The following is a 21937-nucleotide window of genomic DNA, read 5'->3' on the forward strand; positions in this document are numbered from 1 at the left end:
CTCCTGCCGGAGGCTGCCGCGGTACCACCCCGCTTGCCGCACGCGCCCGCCCGCTCGGGCTGACCGCATACGACCGCTCTTGTCGAAGGCTGTGACGGGCCCACCCGTCCGGTTCTAGTGGGGGCCACCCGCCGAGGTGGGTGACCCTGTTCTTCCGGAGGCTCGCCGCTGATACACGGCTCCGACGCCTGTGCCGCCCAGTCTAGCCTGTCGTCATGCCCAGCCTGCCCGAGCAGATCGCCCATCGTGAGGTCACCGACCCCGACGTGCGTCGGTCGTACGCGCTCGACGCGACCGTCGCCCTCGCTCCCCCGCCCGACGACTTCGCCGTCGTGCGGGCCCGCGACGTCAGCGACGTCGTGGCCGTGCTCGAGCACGCACAGGCCACCGGCACCGCGGTCGTGCCGCAGGGCGCGCGCACGTCGCGCTCGGGCGGCGCCGTCGCCACCGAGGACTGCATCGTGCTCAACGTCGAGGCGCTCGACGAGATCCACGAGGTCAACGAGCTCGAGGGGTATGCCGTCGTCGGCCCCGGCGTCGTCAACGCCGACCTCAAGCGTGCGGCGGCCGCGGCCGGCCTCTTCTACGGCCCCGACCCCGCCTCGTGGGAGACGTGCACCATCGGCGGCAACATCGCGACGAACGCCGGCGGGCTGTGCTGCGTCAAGTACGGCGTGACGTCCGACTGGGTCAAGGCCCTGCAGGTCGTGCTCCCGGGCGGCGAGGTCATGCAGACCGGTCACCGCACCGCCAAGGGTGTCGCCGGCTTCGACCTGACCGGGCTCTTCGTCGGCTCGGAGGGCACCCTCGGCGTCGTCACCGAGGCCGTGGTCCGGCTCGACCCCGCCCCCGACCCCGCCCTCACGGCGCTCGCCGTCTTCGACTCGCTCGACGCGGCCGTGGCCGGCATCGTCGCCCTGCGCCGCGACCCGCACCGGCCGTGCCTGCTCGAGATCATCGACCGCACGAGCGTCCGGGCCATCCAGGCCTTCGGCGACTTCGGCTTCCCCGACGACTGCGCGGCGGTGCTGCTCGTCCAGTCCGACCGCCCGGGCCACGTCGCCGACGACGTCGCGAGGTATGCCGCCCTGCTGGAGTCCGCGGGCGCGACCGACGTCGCGGTCGCCGACGACGCGCAGGAGTCGGAGGCGCTGCTCGCCGGGCGCCGCGTCATGAGCACCGCGTTCGAGGCGATGGGCGGGCGTCTCGCCGAGGACATGTGCGTGCCCATCGGCCGGCTCGCCGAGTTCGTCCGCGGCATCGAGGCCATCTCGGAGCGCCGGTCGGTGCTCATCCCGGTGAGTGGCCACGGCGGCGACGGCAACCTGCACCCCTCGATCGTCTTCACCCACGACGACCCCGACAGCCTGGCGCGCGCGTGGGAGGCCTTCGACGACCTCATCCGGCTCGGGCTCTCGCTCGACGGCACCATCACGGGCGAGCACGGCATCGGCTCGGTCAAGGTGCCGTGGCTCGGTCTCGAGCTCGGGGACGCCGAGCTCGACCGGCAGCGCCGCCTCAAGGCCGTCTTCGACCCGCTCGAGATCATGAACCCCGGCAAGGTCTTCCCCGTCGCACCCCGTTGACCTGTCGGGTGCGGTGGGTCCTCGGCACCTGGCGCCGGGGATCCACCGCACTCCCGGGTTAGCGTGGGTGATGGGCATCCGCGGCGCCGGTCTCGTTGCAGCCTTCGCACTGGCGGCGGCAGCCTGCACGGGCGGGTCGCCGGCCGGCCACAGCGTCTCGGCGCCGCCGTCCTCGACGGCCTCCTCGCCCGTCTCTCCCTCCTCGAGCTCCTCGGCTGCAGCCACGGCGACTCGTCCGGCCGCACCGGCTCCGGCGACGTCTGCTCCCCCGCCACGCGCGGACCCCTTCGACGTCGACAGGGTGCTGGGCGGCATACGAGCTCTGGCGTCGCTCGGACCGCGCGACGCGGCGAGCCCGGCGAGCGACCGGGCGGCCGCCTACGTCGCCGGGCGGTTGCGCGCGGCGGGCTACCGCGTCACCCTCCAGCCCGTCGCGGTGCCCGCCGGGGTCTCGTGGGGGGTCCGGGTCCCGGCCGGCACGACGGTGAACGTCGTCGCCGACCCGCCCGGCTTCGACCCTACGGCACCGCACGTCGTCGTCGGAGCGCACCTCGACACCGTGCCCCAGTCGCCCGGAGCCGAGGACAACGCCTCCGGCCTGATGGTCATGGCCGAGGTCGCCAGGATGACGCGCGAGCAGCCCGGCGCCCTCCCCGTGCGGTTCGTCGCGTTCGGCGCCGAGGAGGCACGCGGCGGCAACGGCACGGTGTATGCGTTCGGCTCGCGGCACCTCGTCCGCTCGCTCGGTGCGGCGGAGCGTCGCGCCGTGAGTGGCATGGTCGCCCTCGACCGCGTCGGCGTCCGGGCGGCAGCGGTGCCGGTGTGCCACGTCGCGGGCGCCGACGCCTCCCTCGCGCAGGCGATCCGTCGCGCGGCGGGCGCCGCCGCGCCGACCAGGGGGTGTGTCAACAGGGCGAGCGACCACGTGTCGTTCGAGAAGGCCGGCATCCCCGCCGCCCGGCTCGGCAGCGTGCCCTACGCGGCCTACCACTCGGCCGGCGACGTGCCTTCCGTCGTCGACGGGGGTCAGCTCGCACGATCCGGCGCCGTCCTCTGGGCCTGGATCCGCTCGCTGCGCTGAGCCCGACGCGCCGCTGATGGACTGCCCCCGGGGTCGGCGCACGCGTTTGGCAGGATGACGTCATGACCGAAGTGGACACGACGGGTGCGTGGCTGAGCCGCGAGGACCTCGACAACGCCCGTGACCGACTGCCGATCCTCTACGTCCACGCGATCCCGGTCCGCGTCGACGACCGTGGCGTCGTCACCCACGTGGGCCTGCTGCTCCGCGCCGACAGCGACGGCGGGATCGGGCAGGAGGTCGTCGGCGGTCGCGTGCTCTACCACGAGCGCATCCGCGACGCCCTGACGCGGCACGTCGAGAGCGACCTCGGTCCGATGGCGCTCCCCCGCATCCCCCTGTCGCCGCAGCCGTTCACGGTCGCCGAGTTCTTCCCGACGCCCGGCGTCACCCCCTTCCACGACCCACGTCAGCACGCGGTGTCGCTGGCCTTCGTCGTCGCCGTCATGGGCGACTGCCGGCCGCAGCAGGACGCCCTCGACCTGTCGTGGGTGACGCCTGAGGAGGCGGCGACCATCGCGGTCGGCTCGGAGATGTCGGGCTCCCACGGCGTCCTCGTCCGCCAGGCCCTGGCGCACGTCGGTTTCCCCGTCTAAAGGTGACTAATTCGCGGGATTGACTGAAACGCAAGACAGTTCATGACTTCGGTCCGGACTTCCCGACCATTTCGGACGCGTTGCGACGATCTCGGGTGTGACGCCGGACACCGGCCTAGCGTGGAGAGTTGAGCGTTGGTCGACCCTGTGCGGCGACATCGTGACACCGGACGTCTCGTGGTTGATGCCTCGTCCCGCGAGCCGCAGTCACACCGCCGGTCGGCGCTCTCCATCCGGCACAGGGGCCGGGCCATCACCTGCACATGGAGACACACATGCACCTTACAAGGACAGTGTCTCGGGGGAAGCCCACTTCCGGGCAACACGTCACCACATCCCGTCGCAAGGCCACCGTGATGGTGGCGTCCGCGGCCCTGGCCTTCTCGGGGGCGGTTCTGCTCGCCCCGTCGGCCCAGGCCGTACACGAGCTCAACCTCATCGAGCTCGACGGCAACGCCGTCGCATCCCTGCCGCAGAGCGGCGCCAACGCACCCGATGACTGGAACGAGGTCTGCAAGGCGGTCACGATCACCAACGACTCTGCCAACGCGATCCCGGACCAGTGCGCCAGCGCCGGATCGCTCGAGGCCAGCAACACCGCGGTCGCGTGGGCCAACGACGGCGCCCAGAACGCGACCATCTTCACCGGCGGCGGCTCCAAGGACCCGCTGACCCTCACCGGGTGGGCGTGGAAGGACCAGTCCGGCGGACTGCCGGACAAGGACAACCTCCAGGACGCCTTCGCGGCCCGCTACTCCATCCCCAAGTCGACCGCGTGTCCGAACCCCACACCGGGGGCCCTGAACTGTGAGGTCCTCTACTTCGGGTCCGACCGCTTCGACAACAGCGGCGACGCCCAACAGGGCTTCTGGTTCTTCCAGAACAAGGTCACGCTCGACCCGGCCACCGGCAAGTTCGTCGGCGTCCACAAGGACGGCGACCTGCTGATCCTCAGCGACTTCAGCAACGGCGGCCAGGTCTCCACGATCAACATCTACAAGTGGACCGGCACCGACGCCGCGGGTGGGCTCACCTTCCTCACCGGCGGGGCCACGTCCAAGTGCGGTGGCACGACCAACGACCCGTTCTGCGGCATCGTCAACCCGACCAACGGGACCGTCGCACCGTGGTCGTTCACCGACAAGAGCGGCAACAGCACCTACCTCAACGGCGAGTTCTACGAGGGCGGCGTCAACCTCAGCGATCCCTCGATCGGACTGGGCGGCGAGTGCTTCTCGAGCTTCACCGCCGAGACCCGCTCCTCCACGTCGACCACCGCGACCCTCAAGGACTTCGTCCTCGGCCAGTTCGCCCTCTGCAGCGCCACGCTGACGACGACGCCGAGCGGTGGAACGACGGTCGGGACGGCTGTCCTGCCAGGCACGGCCATCACCGACCTGGCCGTGGTCCAAGGACAAGGCACGTCCTCCCCGCCCACGCCGACCGGCAACGTCTCGTTCTTCCTCTGCGGACCGACCGCTGCCAACTCGACGACCCTCTGCACCACAGGCGGCACGGCCGCTGGAGTCAAGGCTCTGGCAGCCACACCACCGCCGGCCGGGGAGGCTTCGGCAACGTCCGACGCGGTCAACACTGCGGCGGCTCCCCTCGCGCCCGGACGGTACTGCTTCCGCGCGACCTGGCCGGGCGACACGAACTACCCCGACCCGCTGAGCCACGTTGGCACGGCCGCGGGTAGCGAGTGCTTCTTCGTCGCCGACACCACATCGGCGACCTCAGCCCAGGTCTGGCTGCCGAACGACTCGGCGACCATCACGTCCGCCGGTGGCACGGCCTTGAACGGCAGCTTGTCGTTCACGCTCTACTCCGACGACAACTGCGGTGTGACGAGCGGTTCGATCCTGCGGCCCGCCGAGACCTTCTCGCTCACCAATGCGGCCTCGCCTGCCACACGGTCCACGACCAACAGCACCGTGACGGTGTCGACGTCGTCGGCTGTCTCCTGGCTGGTGGAGTTCACGAGCAGCAACGCGCTCGTCGGGAACAGCAGCCACTGCGAGAAGACATCGCTGACGATCACCAACTGATCAGGATCTGGCCGAACGGTCACTCACTGAGCGCTGAGGGGCCCGGTCGCGGAGGCGACCGGGCCCTTCAGTCGCAAACGCACGTCGGGTCTCCCACTGACATCGACACCAAAACAGTGCTTTTTGCTGATCATCCGGCTGATCGTGTGACTTCTCACGGGACTGTTCTGGCATAGCGGACGACTTTCTGTGATCTGCCTCGCTCTCCGTGACGTCGTCCTACCTTCGCAGGAGGACGTGGGTGGGCCCTGTGCGGGCGACCACTCGGGGGCTGGAGCTGTGGGGCTCGTGGTGATCGTGCCGGCATCGCCGATGCACATCCTCCAACGGTGCGGGGGCCGACAACCGCTCATGTATGGAGACACACATGCACCTTTCATGGACCGTGTCTCGGGGGAAGCCCGCAACAGGGCTGAGCACACATTCATCCCGTCGCAAGGCCACCGTGATGGTGGCGTCCGCGGCCCTGGCCTTCTCGGGGGCGGTTCTGCTCGCCCCGTCGGCCCAGGCCGTACACGAGCTCAACCTCATCGAGCTCGACGGCAACGCCGTCGCATCCCTGCCGCAGAGCGGCGCCAACGCACCCGATGACTGGAACGAGGTCTGCAAGGCGGTCACGATCACCAACGACTCTGCCAACGCGATCCCGGACCAGTGCGCCAGCGCCGGATCGCTCGAGGCCAGCAACACCGCGGTCGCGTGGGCCAACGACGGCGCCCAGAACGCGACCATCTTCACCGGCGGCGGCTCCAAGGACCCGCTGACCCTCACCGGGTGGGCGTGGAAGGACCAGTCCGGCGGACTGCCGGACAAGGACAACCTCCAGGACGCCTTCGCGGCCCGCTACTCCATCCCCAAGTCGACCGCGTGTCCGAACCCCACACCGGGGGCCCTGAACTGTGAGGTCCTCTACTTCGGGTCCGACCGCTTCGACAACAGCGGCGACGCCCAACAGGGCTTCTGGTTCTTCCAGAACAAGGTCACGCTCGACCCGGCCACCGGCAAGTTCGTCGGCGTCCACAAGGACGGCGACCTGCTGATCCTCAGCGACTTCAGCAACGGCGGCCAGGTCTCCACGATCAACATCTACAAGTGGACCGGCACCGACGCCGCGGGTGGGCTCACCTTCCTCACCGGCGGGGCCACGTCCAAGTGCGGTGGCACGACCAACGACCCGTTCTGCGGCATCGTCAACCCGACCAACGGGACCGTCGCACCGTGGTCGTTCACCGACAAGAGCGGCAACAGCACCTACCTCAACGGCGAGTTCTACGAGGGCGGCGTCAACCTCAGCGATCCCTCGATCGGACTGGGCGGCGAGTGCTTCTCGAGCTTCACCGCCGAGACCCGCTCCTCCACGTCGACCACCGCGACCCTCAAGGACTTCGTCCTCGGCCAGTTCGCCCTCTGCAGCGCCACGCTGACGACGACCCCGTCGGCCGGAGTGACGGAGGCCACCGCGGTCTCCCCGGGCGAGCAGGTGCGTGACACCGCAGTCATCCTGGGCTCGGGCACCGGCTCCCCGCCCACGCCGACCGGCAACGTCTCGTTCTTCCTCTGCGGACCGACCGCTGCCAACTCGACTGCGCTCTGCACCACAGGCGGCACGGCCGTCGGTGTCAACCCCCTTGCGGGCTCGGCACCACCTGCCGGCGAGGCCACGGCCCTGTCGAACTTCGTCAACACCGCGGCGTCCCCGCTCAGTCCCGGACGCTACTGCTTCCGGGCGACCTGGCCGGGCGACGCGAACTACCCCGACCCGCTGAGCCACACCGGTACGGGTAACAGCGAGTGCTTCCTCGTCCGCACGATCCCCACCAACACGGTCACCACGCCGACGGACGGCTCGGGTGTTCCGATCCCGAACCCGACCACCACCGGTGTGGCCCTCGGCACCAACCTGTTCGACAAGGCTGTCGTGACGGGGACGGCCATCGGCGGAACGCCGACGGGCAACGTCAACTTCTCCGTCTGCAACCCGAACCAGCTCACCGGCGGCGTCTGCGCCGCGGGCACCGGTTCACCGGTGACGGGCAACCCGAAGGCGCTCGCGTCCGTTGTCGGTAGCAACCCACCGGCGGCATTCGCCATCTCGGGTGCGGTCCTGGGCAACATCGCGGGAGTCTGGTGCTTCCGGGCCGACTACGTGCCGACCGGGTCGGTGTACGACCCGTCCAACGACACGGGAAGCACGACCGAGTGCGTCAAGGTCAACCCTGACAGCACGACCACAGTGACGACCCCGCAGGTGTCCGGATCGCCCATCTCGGGCACCGTCGCCGTCGGAACCTCCGTCACGGACCACGCAGTGGTCACCGGAACCGCGGCCGGTGGTTCGCCCACCGGTACGGTCGACTTCTTCATCTGCAGCCCGAGCCAGCTCGACGCCAACCAGCTGTGCAGCACCGGTGGCGTGTCCGCCGGCGCCGACAAGCCGCTGACGGCAGGGGCGGGCAACACCGCGACGGCCGACTCCAACGCGGTCAACGCCAACGTGGTCGGCAAGTGGTGCTTCCGCGCCGAGTACAAGTCGAACACGGTCAACTACACGAACTCGAGTGACTCGAGGGCCAACGAGTGCTTCACGGTGACGGACACGACGTCTGCCACCTCAGAGCAGACCTGGCTCCCGAACGACTCCGCCACGATCACCTCGCTCGGCGGAACCGCACTCAAGGGTTCGCTCGCCTTCACGCTGTACGACAGCGCGAACTGCACGGGCACCGTGCTGCGACCGACTGAGACCATCGCCGTCGACGGCGCGTCACCTGTGACGAAGTCGACGAGCAACTCCACGGTTTCGGTCACGGTCACGAAGACGGTGTCGTGGAAGGTCGCGTTCACGAGCGACAACGCGCTCGTGGGCAACAGCGAACACTGTGAGAGCACGAGTCTGACCATCACCAACTGAGTGACAGCGGTGCCCGGGAGCCGTCGCTCCCGGGCACCGTGTCCCGCTGCGCCCGGGGCTCACCCCTCGACGTGGAAGGACTTGGTGGCCAACGTGGGGAACTTGTTGTGGCCGGCCGAGTAGTACAACGTCGCCGTGCATTCGGCGGCCCCGCCTGCCCAGTAGTCCGACCGGAGTGTGAAGTTCCGCGCCCACGGCCACGGGTAGTCGGGGAAAAAGCCCGCCGACGCCCAGTAGACCTCGGTGCCGTTCTGGTAGCAGTACAACTTCACCATCGGGCGGTCGGTGACGGTCGTGGAGACGGTGAAGGTGACCTCGTCGCCGTAGTTGACGACCGCGTCTGCGGAATCCACGGGGATCATGGTGACGCTAGACGTGCGGCTGGCACCAGACACGCGGTCGCCGAGCGGCCGGGCCTCTGCCGGGGCCGAGGTGGCGATGAGGACCGCGGCGGCGGCCCCGAGGCCCAGCAGGGCGCTCACGGTGTGGCGGGTTGGTCGTGCGACGGCGGAAAGACTCATGCAGCGGTTCCCTTCGTTGGCCCGACCCGTGGGTCGGTGCATGGACGGCTCCCCTGCGACCGACACCTCCGCGGCGGAGGCCAGCCGAACGCTAGCCAAGGGCCACGAGAGCTCGCAATATTCGGCAGGAAGCGTTCGTAAGTACACATCACGGATGTTTCTGGCACCTGCAGCCAGCCCGGCGGGACGCGTTCGGGGGAGGTCGTTCCCGCCTCCAGAGCACGACGCGACCGACAACGGTCGCTGTCGTCACAGACCCGAGTCGGGGGTTCGGGCACCTCCACCAGGGAAAGAAGCACCATCATGAAGGTCATCAAGTCAGCCCTCGTCGCCCTCTTCGCCCTCGTCGTCATGGCGAGCCCGGCCTCGGCCGTCGCGGCGAAGTTCCACTCCGTCAGCGCCTCGGTCAACAACTCGGGCGCGCTGGTCGTCAGCTTCGACGAGCGGGGGCTCGGCAACGGCAACATCGACTACGTGCTCGCAGCCGACTCGGTCGCGGTGTACGCCTGCATCAACGGCGGCGGGAACCACCCGCAGGCCGCCAACAAGGAGACGGCCAACGGCGACGTCAGCGCCGCCGGTAGCTTCGAGTCGCGCAACGGTCGCGTCCAGGCCAGCCTGAGCGCGGGCCCGATCTCGGCCGGAGCCTTCACCTGCCCCGGCGGTCAGCGTCTCGTCCTCGCTGCGGTCACGTACAGCAACATCGTGCTGACCGACACGACGAACGGCACGAGCGTCTCCATCAACAGCATCTCGCGCACCTTCTTCGCCGTCTGAGTCACCACAGGAAACAGGGGCCCGTCGAGCACCTGCTCGACGGGCCCTTGCGACTCCTTGTGAGGATGACGCCCCCGGACGCCGTATGCCGCTCCGCCACCCTCCCCCGGCCGGCGGCATACGGCCCGAGGCCTCGAGCCGCGCGTGTCCGGGGTGGGGCCCTCAGTGCTGGTGCTCGAGGAGGTCCTGGCGTCCGGACCCGAGGACCGTAAGCGGCAGCAGGGTCTTGCCGGTGGGCCCGATCTCGATCTCGGTGCCCATCTGTGGGCAGACGCCGCAGTCGAAGCACGGGGTCCAGCGGCAGTCGTCGACCTCGGTCTCGTCGAGGGCGTCCTGCCAGTCCTCCCAGAGCCAGTCCTTGTCGAGACCGGAGTCGAGGTGGTCCCAGGGCAGCACCTCGGACTCGCCGCGCTCGCGCGTGGTGTACCAGGCGAGGTCGACGGGCACGTCGGCGAAGGCCTCGTCGGCGCAGCGCATCCAGCGGTCGTAGGAGAAGTGCTCGCTCCACCCGTCGAACCGACCGCCGTCGCGCCACACCGCCTCGATGACCTTGCCGACGCGGCGGTCACCGCGGGAGAGCAGTCCCTCGACGATGCCGGGCTGGCCGTCGTGGTAGCGGAACCCGATGGACGAGCCGTAGCGCTTGTCGGAGCGAAGCGCCTCGCGCAGCTTGGCGAGCCGGGCGTCGGTCTCCTCGACGCCGAGCTGCGAGGCCCACTGGAAGGGCGTGTGCGGCTTGGGCACGAAACCGCCGATCGAGACGGTGCAGCGGATGTCGCGCCGGCCGGACACCTGGCGCCCGGTCTCGATGACGCGCTTGGCGAGGTCGGCGATCTGGAGCACGTCCTCGTCGGTCTCGGTCGGCAGCCCGCACATGAAGTAGAGCTTGACCTGGCGCCAGCCAGCGCCGTAGGCCGCGGCGACGGTGTTGATGAGGTCCTCCTCGGACACCATCTTGTTGATCACCTTGCGGATGCGCTCTGACCCGCCCTCGGGCGCGAACGTCAGCCCCGACCGGCGGCCGTTGCGGGTCAGCTCGTTGGCGAGGTCGATGTTGAAGGCGTCGACGCGCGTCGAGGGCAGCGACAGCCCGGTCTGGGTGCCCTCGTAGCGGTCGGCGAGCCCCTTCGTGAGGTCGGCGATCTCGGAGTGGTCGGCCGAGCTCAGCGAGAGCAGGCCCACCTCCTCGAAACCCGTTGCGGCAAGGCCACGTTCGACCATCTCGCCGATGCCCGTGATGGACCGCTCACGCACCGGCCGCGTGATCATGCCGGCCTGGCAGAAGCGGCAGCCGCGCGTGCAGCCGCGGAAGATCTCGACCGACATGCGCTCGTGCACCGACTCCGCGAGCGGGACGAGGGGCTGCTTCGGGTAGGGCCACGCGTCGAGGTCCATGACGGTGTGCTTGGCCACGCGCCACGGCACCCCAGCGGCGTCGGCGGCCGGCGCGACGCGCTGGATGCGCCCGTCGGGCAGGTAGGAGACGTCGTAGAACGCCGGGACGTACACGCCGCCCGTGCGGGCGAGGCGCAGGAGCACCTCACGACGGCCGCCCGGACGGCCCTGGGCCTTCCACTCCCCCACGATGTCGGTGACGGTGAGGACGGCCTGCTCCCCGTCACCGACGATGGCGGCGTCGATGAACGAGGCGATGGGCTCGGGGTTGAAGGCCGCGTGCCCGCCCGCGATGACGATCGGGTCGTCCACGTCGCGATCGACCGAGTGCAGCGGGATGCCGGCGAGGTCGAGCGCCGTCAGCATGTTGGTGTAGCCGAGCTCGGTCGAGAAGCTGAGGCCGAAGAGGTCGAAGTCCCGCACCGAGCGGTGCCCGTCGACGGTGAACTGCGGCAGGCCCGCCTCCCGCAGCTGCGCCTCCATGTCGGGCCACACGGCATACGTGCGCTCGGCGAGGGCGTCAGCGCGCTCGTTGAGGACCTCGTAGAGGATCATGACGCCCTGGTTGGGGACGCCGACCTCGTACGCGTCGGGGTACATCAGCGCCCACCGGGTGGTCAGCTCCTCGCCGTCGGGGCCGTGGCCGCCGACGTGCCAGTCCTTGACCGTGGAGTTGAGCTCGCCGCCGACGTACTGGATGGGCTTGTTGACCCGCTCCAGCAGGGGCTCGAGGGCGTTGAACAGGGACTCTCCGGGCATCCCGCCATGGTACGTGGGTCTACCGCTGCGCCGAAACACGGCGAACCGCCCGCACCCGTCCAAGCCGCGGACAGGCGGGGGCGCCCCACCTAGTCTGGGTGGGCGGAGGTGGAGAGGTGGCGACGGAGCCGACGGCGATCCACGTGGAGGTGCTGCCCGCGCGACTGGGCGACTGCCTGCTCGTCGAGTGCCCGCGCCCCGACGGCCGGACGTGGCGGATGCTCGTGGACGGCGGCCCTCCGGACACCTGGCCGCTCCTCGAGGCGCGGCTGCGCCGCCTCGACCCGGGTGACCGCCACATCGACGTCGCGGTCATCACGCACATCGACAGCGACCACATCGGCGGCATGCTGCCGCTCCTCGCCAGCGACCTCGCCGCGGACGTCCGCGACTTCTGGTTCAACGGGCGCCCGCACCTTCCGGTGAGCGGGCCCGGCCGGCCCCGGAGCGTCGACCAGGGCGAGAGCCTCGTCGCCGCGCTCAGCGGCCCCGAGGCGGATCCTCTGGCGGGCGGCCCCTCGGCGATGCAGTCACGGCGCCGTGCCCTGCCGTGGAACGTCGCGTTCGGTGGCGGGCCCGTCGACACCGGCGCGACGGGCGGCTTCGTCGAGGTCGCGGTGCGGGACGGACCGACGGTCACGGTGCTCTCGCCGACGACGAAGCGGCTCACGCGCCTGGCCCACACGTGGTCGAAGAGCCTGCTCGCCGCGCTGGGCGACCACGACCGCGCGATGGGCCTCGACGCGCCCGGGCCGCTCGACGACCTCAGGCACCTGGCCGACGAGCGGACGCCGCGGGACTCGTCGGTGCCCAACGGGAGCAGCATCGCCCTGCTCGTCGAGCACCGCGGGGCGAGCGTCGTCCTCGGTGCGGACGCCTACGGGAGCGTGCTGGCGGCGGCCCTGCAGGGCGTCGCCCGCGCCCGTGGGGGCGAGACCCTCACCGTCGACGCCCTCAAGCTGCCTCACCACGGCAGCGACGCCAACGTCGTCGCGGCCCTGCTCGAGGCGGCGCCGGCCAGCCACTACCTCGTCTCGACCAACGGTGACGTCTTCCACCACCCCGACGACGCTGCCCTCGCCCGGGTCGTGCTCGGCGCCCCGGCCGGGCCGACCCTGTGGTTCAACTACCGCACGCCCCGCACCGAACGCTGGGCCGACCCGCGGCTCGTCGAGACGCACGGGCACCGCGTCGTGTTCCCCGAGCCGGGGCACGCCGACGCCGGGACGGTCATCGACCTCCCGGCGCGGCGCTGAGCCCGGGCGTCAGGCGCCGTCGTACATCGCGTCCAGCTCGGCGCGGTGCTTCTCGGTGACGGCCTTGCGACGCAGCTTCATGCTCGGGGTCAGGTCGCCCTCCTCGACCGTGAGGTCCTTGTCGAGGATGGTGAACTTCTTGATGGTCTCCCAGCGGTTGAGGCCGTCGTTGAGCTGGTCGACGTAGCGCTGCACGAGGGCGTGCGCCTGCGGCGAGGCGACCACCTCGGCATACGGCTTGCCGTCGAGCCCGACGGTCGGGGCCCAGCCGGCCACGGCGTCGGGGTCGAGCGTCACGAGTGCCGTCGCGTAGTTGTGGCCCGCGCCGTGCACGAGGAACTGGCTGACGAAGGGGCACAGGCCCTTGAAGCGCGCCTCGATCTCGGCCGGGGCGATGTACTTGCCGCCCGAGGTCTTGAAGACGTCCTTCTTGCGGTCGGTGACGTAGAGGAAGCCGCGCTCGTCGATGCGCCCGATGTCGCCGGTGTGGAACCAGCCGTCCTCGGTCAGCACCTCGGCGGTCGCCTCGGGGTTGTTGTGGTAGCCACGCATGACCCCGGGACCCTTGACGAGGATCTCGCCGTCCTCCTCGGCGATGCGCACCTCGGTGCCCGGCAGCGGCCAGCCGACGGAGCCGTACTGGTACGAGCCGTGCTCGGGGGCGTTGACCGTGGTGCCCGACGAGGTCTCGGTCAGGCCGTAGCCCTCCTGGACGAGCAGGCCCACCGACCCGAACCAGCGCGCGACCTCGGCGTTGAGCGGCGCGGAGCCGCTGATCATGAAGCGGACCCGGCCGCCGAAGCGCTCCTGCACCTTGTGCAGCACGAGCTTCGTCGCGAGCGCGTGGCGCCGCTGCAGGCCCGCCGATGGCTGCTCGCCGCGGGCCTGCACGTCGCGCATCTCGCCGCCGACCTTGAGTGCCCAGTCGATGAGCTTCTTCTTGACGCCCTTCTCCCCGGCGAACATCAGGGCGATGCGTCCGTGCGCCTTCTCGAAGATGCGCGGCGGCCCGGCCATGAAGGTCGGCTTGATGACGGCCATGTTCTCGACGATCTTGTCGACGCGGCCGTCGACGGCGGTCGGGAAGCCGATCTGCAGCCCGGTCGCGACGAGCATCTTGCCGAAGACGTGGGACAGCGGCAGCCAGAGGAACTGCAGGTCGTCCTTGGTGAAGGTGCCGATGGCGTCGATGACCGCGCCTTCGTAGACGACGCTGTCCTGGACGAGGCGCACGCCCTTGGGCCGGCCGGTCGTGCCCGAGGTGTAGATGACGACCGCGAGGGACTCGGGGGTGAGCTGGTCGATGCGCGAGTCGACGAGGTCGGGGGTCGCGGCGAGCCACTCGCGACCGCGCTCGGCGAGCTCGTCGGTGGTGATGACCCAGCCGTCGTCGCTGCCGGGCCCGGTGAGGGCGATGACCTGGCGGACGCCGGGCACCTCCGAGCGCACGTGCTGGAGCTTGGCGACCTGCTCCGCGTTCTCGGCGAAGACGATGCCGCTGCCGGAGTCGGTGAGGATGTAGGCGACGTCCTCGGCGATCGTCGTCGGGTAGACGGTCGTCGTCGCACCGCCCGCACAGATGACGGCGAGGTCGGCGAGGATCCACTCGACGCGGGTCGTCGAGGCGATGGCGACCCGGTCCTCCAGCTGCACCCCGAGGCTGACGAGCCCGGCGGCCCACTGCTCCACGACCTCGTGCGTCTGGCGCCACGTCAGGGTGGTCAGCTGACTCGACCCCTCGGCGAAGTAGAGGTAGGCCGGGGCGTCGGGCGTGGCCCGGACCCTGCTGCGGAAGAGCGCGCCCACGCTGGGAGCGCGTCCGTCGAGGACGTTCTGGTCGACGTCCCGGTCGGCAAGTGCCTGGAGGGGCATGTGGACTCCTTTGTCACTGCGGTTGCCCGTCATCGGCGTCTGCGGGCGACCGCCATGCGGGGATGATGTCAACAATCCACCCGCCAGTCACGCATCCGTCGGCGTCCTCGTCGAAATGTGACCCCTCGGTAACCAGGACGGGCGAGGGTCACCCCCGTCGGGTGCGCTCCACCGGAGGACGACCGCCGCGCCGCTGCGACGCCGAGGCGACGTTGCCGACGAGCCCGATCGCGATCCACGACGCGATGAGGGACGAGCCACCGCTCGACACGAACGGCAGCGGCAGCCCCGTCACCGGCATGACCCCGAGGTTCATCCCGATGTTCTCGAAGGCCTGCACGCCGAGCCAGACCGCGACGCCGATCGCGACGAGGCGCCCGAACGCGTCGGCACCGCGCGCCACGACGACGCACCGCACCACGATGAAGCCGATGAGCACGACGAGCCCGGCAGCCCCGAGGAAGCCGAGCTCCTCCCCCGCCACGGAGAAGACGAAGTCGGTCTCCTGGAAGGGGATGAAGCCACCCTGGGTCTGGCGGCCCGCGAACAGGCCCTGACCGTCGAGCCCGCCCGAGCCGATGGCGATGCGCACCTGGCGGGTCTGGTAGCCGATGCCCTGCGGGTCGAGCGAGGGGTCGAGGAAGGCACGCAGCCGGTTGCGCTGGTAGGCCGACAGGGCGGGCGTCAGGAAGGCGGCGGCGACGGCGGCCGCGCCGACGACGAGGACGCCGAGCGTCCACACGGCCGGCGCACCGGCGGCCGCGATGATGACGACGGCCATGGCGACGAGCACGAGGGCCGAGCCGAGGTCGGGCTGGGCGAGCACGAGCATGACGGGTATGCCGGCCACGACCCACGCGAGGACCACGTCCCGATGACGCTGGCGCAGCCCGCGCTCGGCCCGCTCCGCCAGGAGCATCGCGAGACCGATCGCCAGGGCCACCTTCATGAGCTCCGAGGGCTGCAGGCTCATCCCGCCCGGCAGTCGTATCCAGGACCGTGACCCGTTGACGGTCGACCCGAGCGGCGAGACGACCGCGGCGAGCCCGAGGACTGCGAGGACGTAGACGACCGGAGCGACCGCGCGGACCACGCGCACGTCGAGCCGTGTCACGACGGCGGCACACGCGATGCCGACGCCGAGCGCGACGAGCTGCTTGAGCGCCGCCGTGCCGCCGGCCGACGCGCGGGTCGCCGACCAGACGAGGACGACGCCGACGACCGACAGGCCGAAGGCTCCGATGAGCAGGCCGAGGTCGACCCGGAGCCACGAGGGGCCGGCGGCGCGCCGTGACGGGCGCCGCACGCCGCCGTCAGGGCGCGTCGACCGCAGGAGCGGTGAGGCTACGACGGGACGATCGCCGAGAGGATCTCGCGACACCGGACCACGTCCTGGGCCATCTGCTCGACGAGGGTGTCGATCGAGTCGAACTTCAGGGTGGGACGCAGGTGCGAGACGAACTCCACCGCGACGCGCTCGCCGTAGAGGTCGAGGTCGGTGCGGTCGAGGACGTAGGCCTCGACCCGGCGCTGGTGCCCGTCGAACGTCGGGTTGGTGCCGACGGATACGGCCGCCGGCAGGGTGCGGTCCGGGGCACCCTCGTCGAGGCCGAGACGGACGAGCCACCCGGCATACACCCCGTCGGCCGGCACGAGGCCCTCGTGGTCCTGCGAGAGGTTCGCCGTCGGGTAGCCGAGCTCGCGGCCTCGGTGGTCGCCGTGCACGACGGTGCCGGTGACCCGGTGCGGACGGCCGAGGATCTGGGCGGCGTGGTCGACGTTGCCGGCAAGCAGCTCGGCGCGCAGCTGCGTCGAGCTCCAGCGGGCGCCCTCGTCGGCACCCTCGCCGATGTCGTCGAGGGTGATGACCTCGAAGCCGTGCACGGCGCCGAGGTCGCGCAGGGTGCCGACGTCGCCGGAGTTGCGCACGCCGAACCGGGTGTCCTTGCCGACGACGACGGCGCACGCGCCGAGGGCCTCGACGAAGGTGCCGCGGACGAACTCCTCGGGGGTCTGCTGGGCGAACTCGCGCGTGAACTCGATGACGAGGACCGCGCCCACGCCCACCGACGCCAGGGCGTCGAGGCGCTGCTCGAGCGACATGACGGCCGCCGGCGCGCGGTCGGGGTAGAGCACGGCGATCGGGTGCGGCTCGAAGGTGACGGCGACCGGGAGCGCGTCGCGGTCCGCGGCCTCGCGCACGACGCGCGTCAGGACCTCGCGGTGCCCGCGGTGCACCCCGTCGAAGTTGCCGAGGGTGACGACGGTGGGCCCGAGGTCGGCCGGGATGTCGTCGAGTCCGTACCAGCGCTGCACGGCGACCACTGTAGTGGCCGCGTCGGAGCGGACGTCCGAGGGCTGGGGCACGAGGCTCAGGCCCCCGCCCCGGACGCGGCGAAGACCACCTTGGCCCGCGCGGTCGGACGCGTCTCGTCGAGGACCGCCACGAGCCGCCCGTCCGGGTCGATCGCGGCCACGGCGTCGGAGCCGGCCACGACGCTCGGGATGCGCTGGCCGTAGCCGAGCGCGACGGCCTCCTCGGCCGTCACCTCGTGGACCGGCAGCTGGGCCCGCGCCGCCTCGGCGATCGGGAGCAGGGGTATGCCGTCCGGCCCGTCGGCCTCCGACGTGGCCGTGAGGTCGTCGAGCGAGACCGCGGCGTCGATCCCGAAGTGGCCCACCCGCGTACGCCGGAGCGCCGTGAGGTGCCCACCGACGCCGAGCGCCTCGCCGAGGTCACGGGCGAGCGCACGGACGTAGGTGCCGGAGGACACGTCGACCTCGACCTCGACGTCGACGACGTCGATCGGGGGCCCGACCTCGACCGTCTCGGTGCCGGGACGCACCGAGAGCACGTCGAAACGGCTCACGGTGACCGGTCGGGCCGGCAGCTCGACCGTGTCGCCCTGACGGACGCGGGTGTAGCTGCGCACGCCCTTGACCTTGATGGCGCTGACGGAGCTCGGCACCTGCTGGATCTCGCCCGTCAGACCCGCGACGGCGGCCGGCAGGGCCGCCTCGAGCGCCGGGACGTCGTCGACCCCCAGCGCCTGGGTGGTCTCGCCCTCGGCGTCGTCGGTCAGCGTGGCCATCCCGAGACGGATCGTCGCGGCATACGACTTGTCGCAGCCGACGAGGAAGGTCAGCAGCTTCGTGCCGCGCTCGACGCCGAGCACGAGCAGGCCCGTCGCCATCGGGTCGAGCGTGCCGGCGTGGCCGACCCGCCGCGTGCCGCAGAGGCGGCGGGCGCGCGCCACGACGTCATGGCTCGTCCATCCGGCCGGCTTGTCGACGACGAGCAGGCCACCCGAACGGTCGGTCATCGGGCGTCGACGTCCGCGTCCACCTCGGCGTCCACGGCGTCCTCGGCGTCCTCGGCGTCCTCGGCGTCCACGGCGTCGACGGTCTCGTCATCGTCGTCGTCCGCGGAGCGGTCGACCGGCTTGCGGTAGGGGTCGGGGTCGCCGGCGGGCTTGGCGTTGGCCGCGGCGCGCGCCAGCTCCTCGTCGCGGGCCCGCGTCTGGGCCACGAGGTCCTCGAGGTGGGCGGCGCCCTCGGGCAGCGCGTCGGCGATGAACTCGATCGACGGTGTCAGGCGGATGCCGATGCCCTTGCCGACGGCCGAGCGGATGCGGCCCTTGTTGGCCTCGAGCACCTCGGCCGTGGCCTGGCGGTCCTCGTTGCTGCCGAAGACGGTGTAGAAGACCGAGGCCTGCTGGAGGTCCCCGGTGACACGGGCGTCGGTGATCGTGACGAAGCCGAGGCGTTCGTCCTTGAGCCGGAACTCGAGGTACTCGGCGACGATGACCTTGATCCGGTCGGCGATCTTGCGGGCGCGGGCGGGGTCAGCCATGACTACCTCTTTCGTGTGCTGTGCGGTCGGGCCGTGACAGCCGGGCCGACGTCGTGTTCACCCTAGTAGCGGGCCGGGGGCCCCGCGCATTCCCACCCGGGCGTCCGCGGGTCGGGTGCGACCCCGCGGACGGCGACGGCGCCGACCCCCGTGGGGGCCGGCGCCGTCGAGCGTGTCGAGCTCAGGCGCGCGGCTTCTCGCGCATCTCGAACGTCTCGATGACGTCGTCGATCTCGATGTTGTTGAAGTTGCCGAGGTTGATACCGCACTCGAAGCCCTCGCGGACCTCGGTGACGTCGTCCTTGAAGCGACGCAGTCCGGTGATCTCGATCCCCTCGCCGATGACGGTGCCGTCGCGGATGATCCGCGCACGGGTCCCGCGCTTGATCTCGCCGGAGCGCACGAGCGAACCCGCGACGTTGCCGAACTTGCTCGACTTGAAGACCTCGCGGACCTCGGCCGTGCCCAGCTGGACCTCTTCGTACTCCGGCTTGAGCATGCCCTTGAGCGCTGCCTCGACGTCGTCGATCGCCTGGTAGATGACCGAGTAGAAGCGCATGTCGACGCCCTCCCGGTCGGCCAGCTCGGCGACACGCTCCGCAGGGCGGACGTTGAAGCCGATGATGATCGCGTTGTCGACCGTCGCGAGGTTGACGTCGTTCTGCGTGATCGCGCCGACACCGCGGTGGATGATCCGCAGGTCGACCTCGTCGCCCACGTCGATCTTGAGCAGCGCGTCCTCGAGCGCCTCGACCGAACCCGACACGTCACCCTTGAGGATGAGGTTGAGGGTGTCGACCTTGCCCGCGGCGAGGGCCTCGTTGAGGTCCTCGAGCGAGATGCGCTTGCGGCGCTTGGCGAGGCTCGCCGCACGCGACGCGGCCTCACGACGCTCGGCGATCTGACGGGCCGTGCGGTCGTCGGGTGCCACGAGGAACGTGTCACCGGCGCCGGGGACCGAGGTCAGACCGAGCACCATGACCGGACGCGAGGGACCGGCCTGCTCGACGTTGTTGCCGTGCTCGTCGAGCATGGCACGCACGCGGCCGTGACCGCTGCCGGCCACGATCGAGTCGCCGACGCTGAGGGTTCCCGACTGGACGAGGACGGTCGCGACCGGGCCGCGGCCCTTGTCGAGGTGCGCCTCGATGGCGACACCACGGGCGTCCTTGTCAGGGTTGGCGCGCAGGTCGAGGGCCGCGTCGGCGGTGAGCAGGACGGCCTCGAGGAGCCCGTCGATGTTCGTGCCGTTCTTGGCCGAGACGTCGACGAACATCGTGTCGCCGCCGTACTCCTCCGCGATGAGGTTGTACTCGGTCAGCTGCTGGCGGATCTTCGCCGGGTTGGCGTCCGGCTTGTCGACCTTGTTGACGGCCACGACGATCGGCACGTTGGCCGCCTGGGCGTGGTTGAGCGCCTCGATGGTCTGCGGCATGACGCCGTCGTCGGCGGCGACGACGAGGATCGCGATGTCCGTCACCGACGCACCACGGGCACGCATGGCCGTGAAGGCCTCGTGACCGGGGGTGTCGATGAACGTGATGGCGCGCTTCTCGCCCTCGTGCGTCGTGGCGACCTGGTAGGCACCGATGTGCTGGGTGATGCCACCGGCCTCGCCCTCGGCGACCTCCTCGGAGCGGATCGCGTCGAGGAGCTTCGTCTTGCCGTGGTCGACGTGACCCATGACGGTCACGACCGGCGGACGGGGCTCGAGGTCCTCGTCCTCCTCGGCCTCGAGCTCGGCGTCGAGGTCGATGTTGAACGAGCCGAGCAGCTCGCGCTCCTCGTCCTCGGGCGACACGACCTCGATCTCGTAGCCGAGCTCGGCGCCGAGCACCTTGAAGGTCTCCTCGTCGAGGGACTGCGTGGCCGTGGCCATCTCGCCGAGGTGGAAGAGCACGGTGACGAGCGACGCCGGGTTCGCGTTGATCTTGTCGGCGAAGTCGGTCAGCGAGGCACCACGACGGACGCGGATGGTCGTCTTGCCGTCACCACGGGGGACGCTGACGCCACCCAGGCTCGGGGCCTGCATCTGCTCGAACTCCTGGCGCTTCGCGCGCTTGGACTTGCGGCCTCGGACCGGGCGACCGCCGCCACGACCGAAGGCACCAGCCGTCGAGCCGCGACCGCCGCCACCACCGCGGGGACCGCCGAAGCCACCGGGACGACCGCCACCGGGGGCGCCACCGGGGCCACCACCGAAGCCGCCACGACCACCGCCGCCACCCGGGCCGCCACGGCCGGGGCCGCCGGCCGGGCGCTGGCCCGGACGACCGACGGTGCTGCGCTCGGGCATCATGCCCGGGCTAGGACGGGGACCACCGGGACGCGGGGCGCCACCGGGAGCACCGGGACGACCGCCTGCGGCGGGCGCACCGGGACGCGGGGCGCCGCCGGGAGCACCGGGACGCTGACCGCCCTGGCCACCCTGACCGCCCTGGCGCTGCTGCGGACGCGGCATGCCCTGGCTGGGGCTGAACGGGTTGTTGCCCGGACGCGGGCCGGCGTCGCCACCGGGACGCGGGGCGCGGGACTGGCCCATGCCCTGGCTCGGGGCGAACGGGTTGTTGCCCGGACGCGGCTGACCCGGACGGGGAGCCGGACGCGGGGAGGCCGGGACGCCGGAGGACTGCTGACCTCCGTCACGGCTGGACTGCACCCGCGCCGGAGCCGACGCCGCGGGAGCGGCGGGAGCGGCGGGAGCCGGAGCAGCCGGGGCCGGAGCCTTCGGTGCCGGGACGGCGGGTGCGGGAGCTGCCTTGGCGACGGGCGCCGGAGCGGCCTCGCGGGCGGCAGGTGCTGCGGGAGCGGCCGGGGCGGGAGCCGCCGGCGCTGCGGCTGCGGGAGCGGCCGGCGCGGGGGCCGACGGCGCCGGGGCAGCCTTCTGGGGCGCGGAGGGGGCCGCGCTCGTGGGGGCGGCCTTGGGGGCCGCCGGCTTCTTGTCTCCGCTGGACGAGCCTTCCCGGGGGAAGGTTTCGATGATCTTGCGGACAACGGGGGGCTCGATGGTCGACGATGCCGACCGGACGAACTCTCCCTGGCTCTTCAAGTGTGCGAGCAGTGTCTTGCTCTCGACTCCAAGCTCCTTTGCGAGCTCGTAGACCCGGACCTTAGCCACATCTCTCCTGTTCCTGGTCCGGCCTGAACAGGAAGTGGCCGAACCGTGGGTTATTGCTGGGGCTTGCTCATCGCTGAGTACTCATCGGGTGCTCATAGCGTTTTCAACCCGCCTTGGTTCGTTGACTGATCTCTGACTGATCGGTGCGACCCGTGTGGGGCACC

General features: G+C 71.0%; 15 protein-coding genes. 7 read left to right on the forward strand and 8 right to left on the reverse strand.

Annotated features, from left to right (window positions below):
• The first annotated feature begins 215 nt into the window (after positions 1 to 215).
• From ACSSS0_RS02640 to ACSSS0_RS02660, 5 genes are all read left to right on the forward strand, one after another.
• Positions 216 to 1586, forward strand: coding sequence for an FAD-binding oxidoreductase (locus ACSSS0_RS02640; RefSeq protein WP_487229951.1), 1371 nt, complete (start codon positions 216 to 218; stop codon positions 1584 to 1586).
• Positions 1587 to 1656: 70 nt separating this feature from the next.
• Positions 1657 to 2667: a M28 family metallopeptidase gene (locus tag ACSSS0_RS02645; protein ID WP_487229952.1), complete on the forward strand. Its 1011-nt coding sequence runs from the start codon at positions 1657 to 1659 to the stop codon at positions 2665 to 2667.
• 62 nt (positions 2668 to 2729) lie between these two features.
• Complete coding sequence (locus tag ACSSS0_RS02650) at positions 2730 to 3263, forward strand: NUDIX hydrolase family protein (protein ID WP_487229953.1); 534 nt, start codon at positions 2730 to 2732, stop codon at positions 3261 to 3263.
• 356 nt (positions 3264 to 3619) lie between these two features.
• Positions 3620 to 5311 (forward strand): hypothetical protein, encoded by a 1692-nt coding sequence (locus ACSSS0_RS02655; RefSeq protein ID WP_487229954.1) that lies wholly within the window; start codon positions 3620 to 3622, stop codon positions 5309 to 5311.
• A gap of 448 nt (positions 5312 to 5759) precedes the next feature.
• Positions 5760 to 8222, forward strand: a complete 2463-nt coding sequence (locus tag ACSSS0_RS02660) for a hypothetical protein (RefSeq protein ID WP_487229955.1) — start codon at positions 5760 to 5762, stop codon at positions 8220 to 8222.
• Between the two features lie 59 nt (positions 8223 to 8281).
• Here ACSSS0_RS02660 and ACSSS0_RS02665 read toward each other — a convergent pair whose 3' ends face one another.
• Positions 8282 to 8704, reverse strand: coding sequence for a hypothetical protein (locus ACSSS0_RS02665; RefSeq protein WP_487229956.1), 423 nt, complete (start codon positions 8702 to 8704; stop codon positions 8282 to 8284).
• A 342-nt stretch (positions 8705 to 9046) separates the two neighbouring features.
• On the opposite strand from ACSSS0_RS02665, the gene ACSSS0_RS02670 reads away from it, so the two are divergent.
• On the forward strand, positions 9047 to 9520 hold the full coding sequence (locus ACSSS0_RS02670) for a hypothetical protein (RefSeq protein WP_487229957.1): 474 nt from the start codon (positions 9047 to 9049) through the stop codon (positions 9518 to 9520).
• 162 nt (positions 9521 to 9682) lie between these two features.
• Here the strand turns inward: ACSSS0_RS02670 and ACSSS0_RS02675 are convergent, their stop codons facing one another.
• A complete protein-coding gene (locus ACSSS0_RS02675) occupies positions 9683 to 11674 on the reverse strand; it encodes a TIGR03960 family B12-binding radical SAM protein (protein WP_435985448.1) in 1992 nt (663 codons plus the stop codon).
• Positions 11675 to 11790: 116 nt separating this feature from the next.
• Here ACSSS0_RS02675 and ACSSS0_RS02680 point away from each other — a divergent pair, with 116 nt between their 5' ends.
• Entirely contained in the window at positions 11791 to 12930 is a 1140-nt protein-coding gene (locus ACSSS0_RS02680; RefSeq protein ID WP_487229958.1) for a ComEC/Rec2 family competence protein, read from the forward strand.
• A 9-nt stretch (positions 12931 to 12939) separates the two neighbouring features.
• Here the strand turns inward: ACSSS0_RS02680 and ACSSS0_RS02685 are convergent, their stop codons facing one another.
• The 6 genes from ACSSS0_RS02685 to infB all read right to left on the reverse strand — a co-directional run bounded on the left by ACSSS0_RS02685 (position 12940) and on the right by infB (position 21773).
• On the reverse strand, positions 12940 to 14802 hold the full coding sequence (locus ACSSS0_RS02685) for an AMP-dependent synthetase/ligase (RefSeq protein WP_487229959.1): 1863 nt from the start codon (positions 14800 to 14802) through the stop codon (positions 12940 to 12942).
• 148 nt (positions 14803 to 14950) lie between these two features.
• Positions 14951 to 16183: a rod shape-determining protein RodA gene (gene rodA, locus ACSSS0_RS02690; RefSeq protein ID WP_487229960.1), complete on the reverse strand. Its 1233-nt coding sequence runs from the start codon at positions 16181 to 16183 to the stop codon at positions 14951 to 14953.
• Positions 16147 to 17118, reverse strand: coding sequence for a bifunctional riboflavin kinase/FAD synthetase (locus tag ACSSS0_RS02695; RefSeq protein WP_487229961.1), 972 nt, complete (start codon positions 17116 to 17118; stop codon positions 16147 to 16149). The genes rodA and ACSSS0_RS02695 overlap by 37 nt, the downstream gene beginning before the upstream one ends.
• A gap of 56 nt (positions 17119 to 17174) precedes the next feature.
• Complete coding sequence (truB, locus tag ACSSS0_RS02700; RefSeq protein ID WP_487229962.1) at positions 17175 to 18125, reverse strand: tRNA pseudouridine(55) synthase TruB; 951 nt, start codon at positions 18123 to 18125, stop codon at positions 17175 to 17177.
• The gene (gene rbfA, locus ACSSS0_RS02705; protein WP_487229963.1) at positions 18122 to 18655 is read right to left on the reverse strand and encodes a 30S ribosome-binding factor RbfA; all 534 of its coding nucleotides are present in this window, start codon (positions 18653 to 18655) and stop codon (positions 18122 to 18124) included. Before rbfA ends, truB begins: the two co-directional genes overlap by 4 nt.
• 181 nt (positions 18656 to 18836) lie before the next feature.
• A complete protein-coding gene (infB, locus tag ACSSS0_RS02710; protein ID WP_487229964.1) occupies positions 18837 to 21773 on the reverse strand; it encodes a translation initiation factor IF-2 in 2937 nt (978 codons plus the stop codon).
• Positions 21774 to 21937 lie beyond the last annotated feature (164 nt).

Source organism: Terrabacter sp. R4-6 (assembly GCF_057529065.1).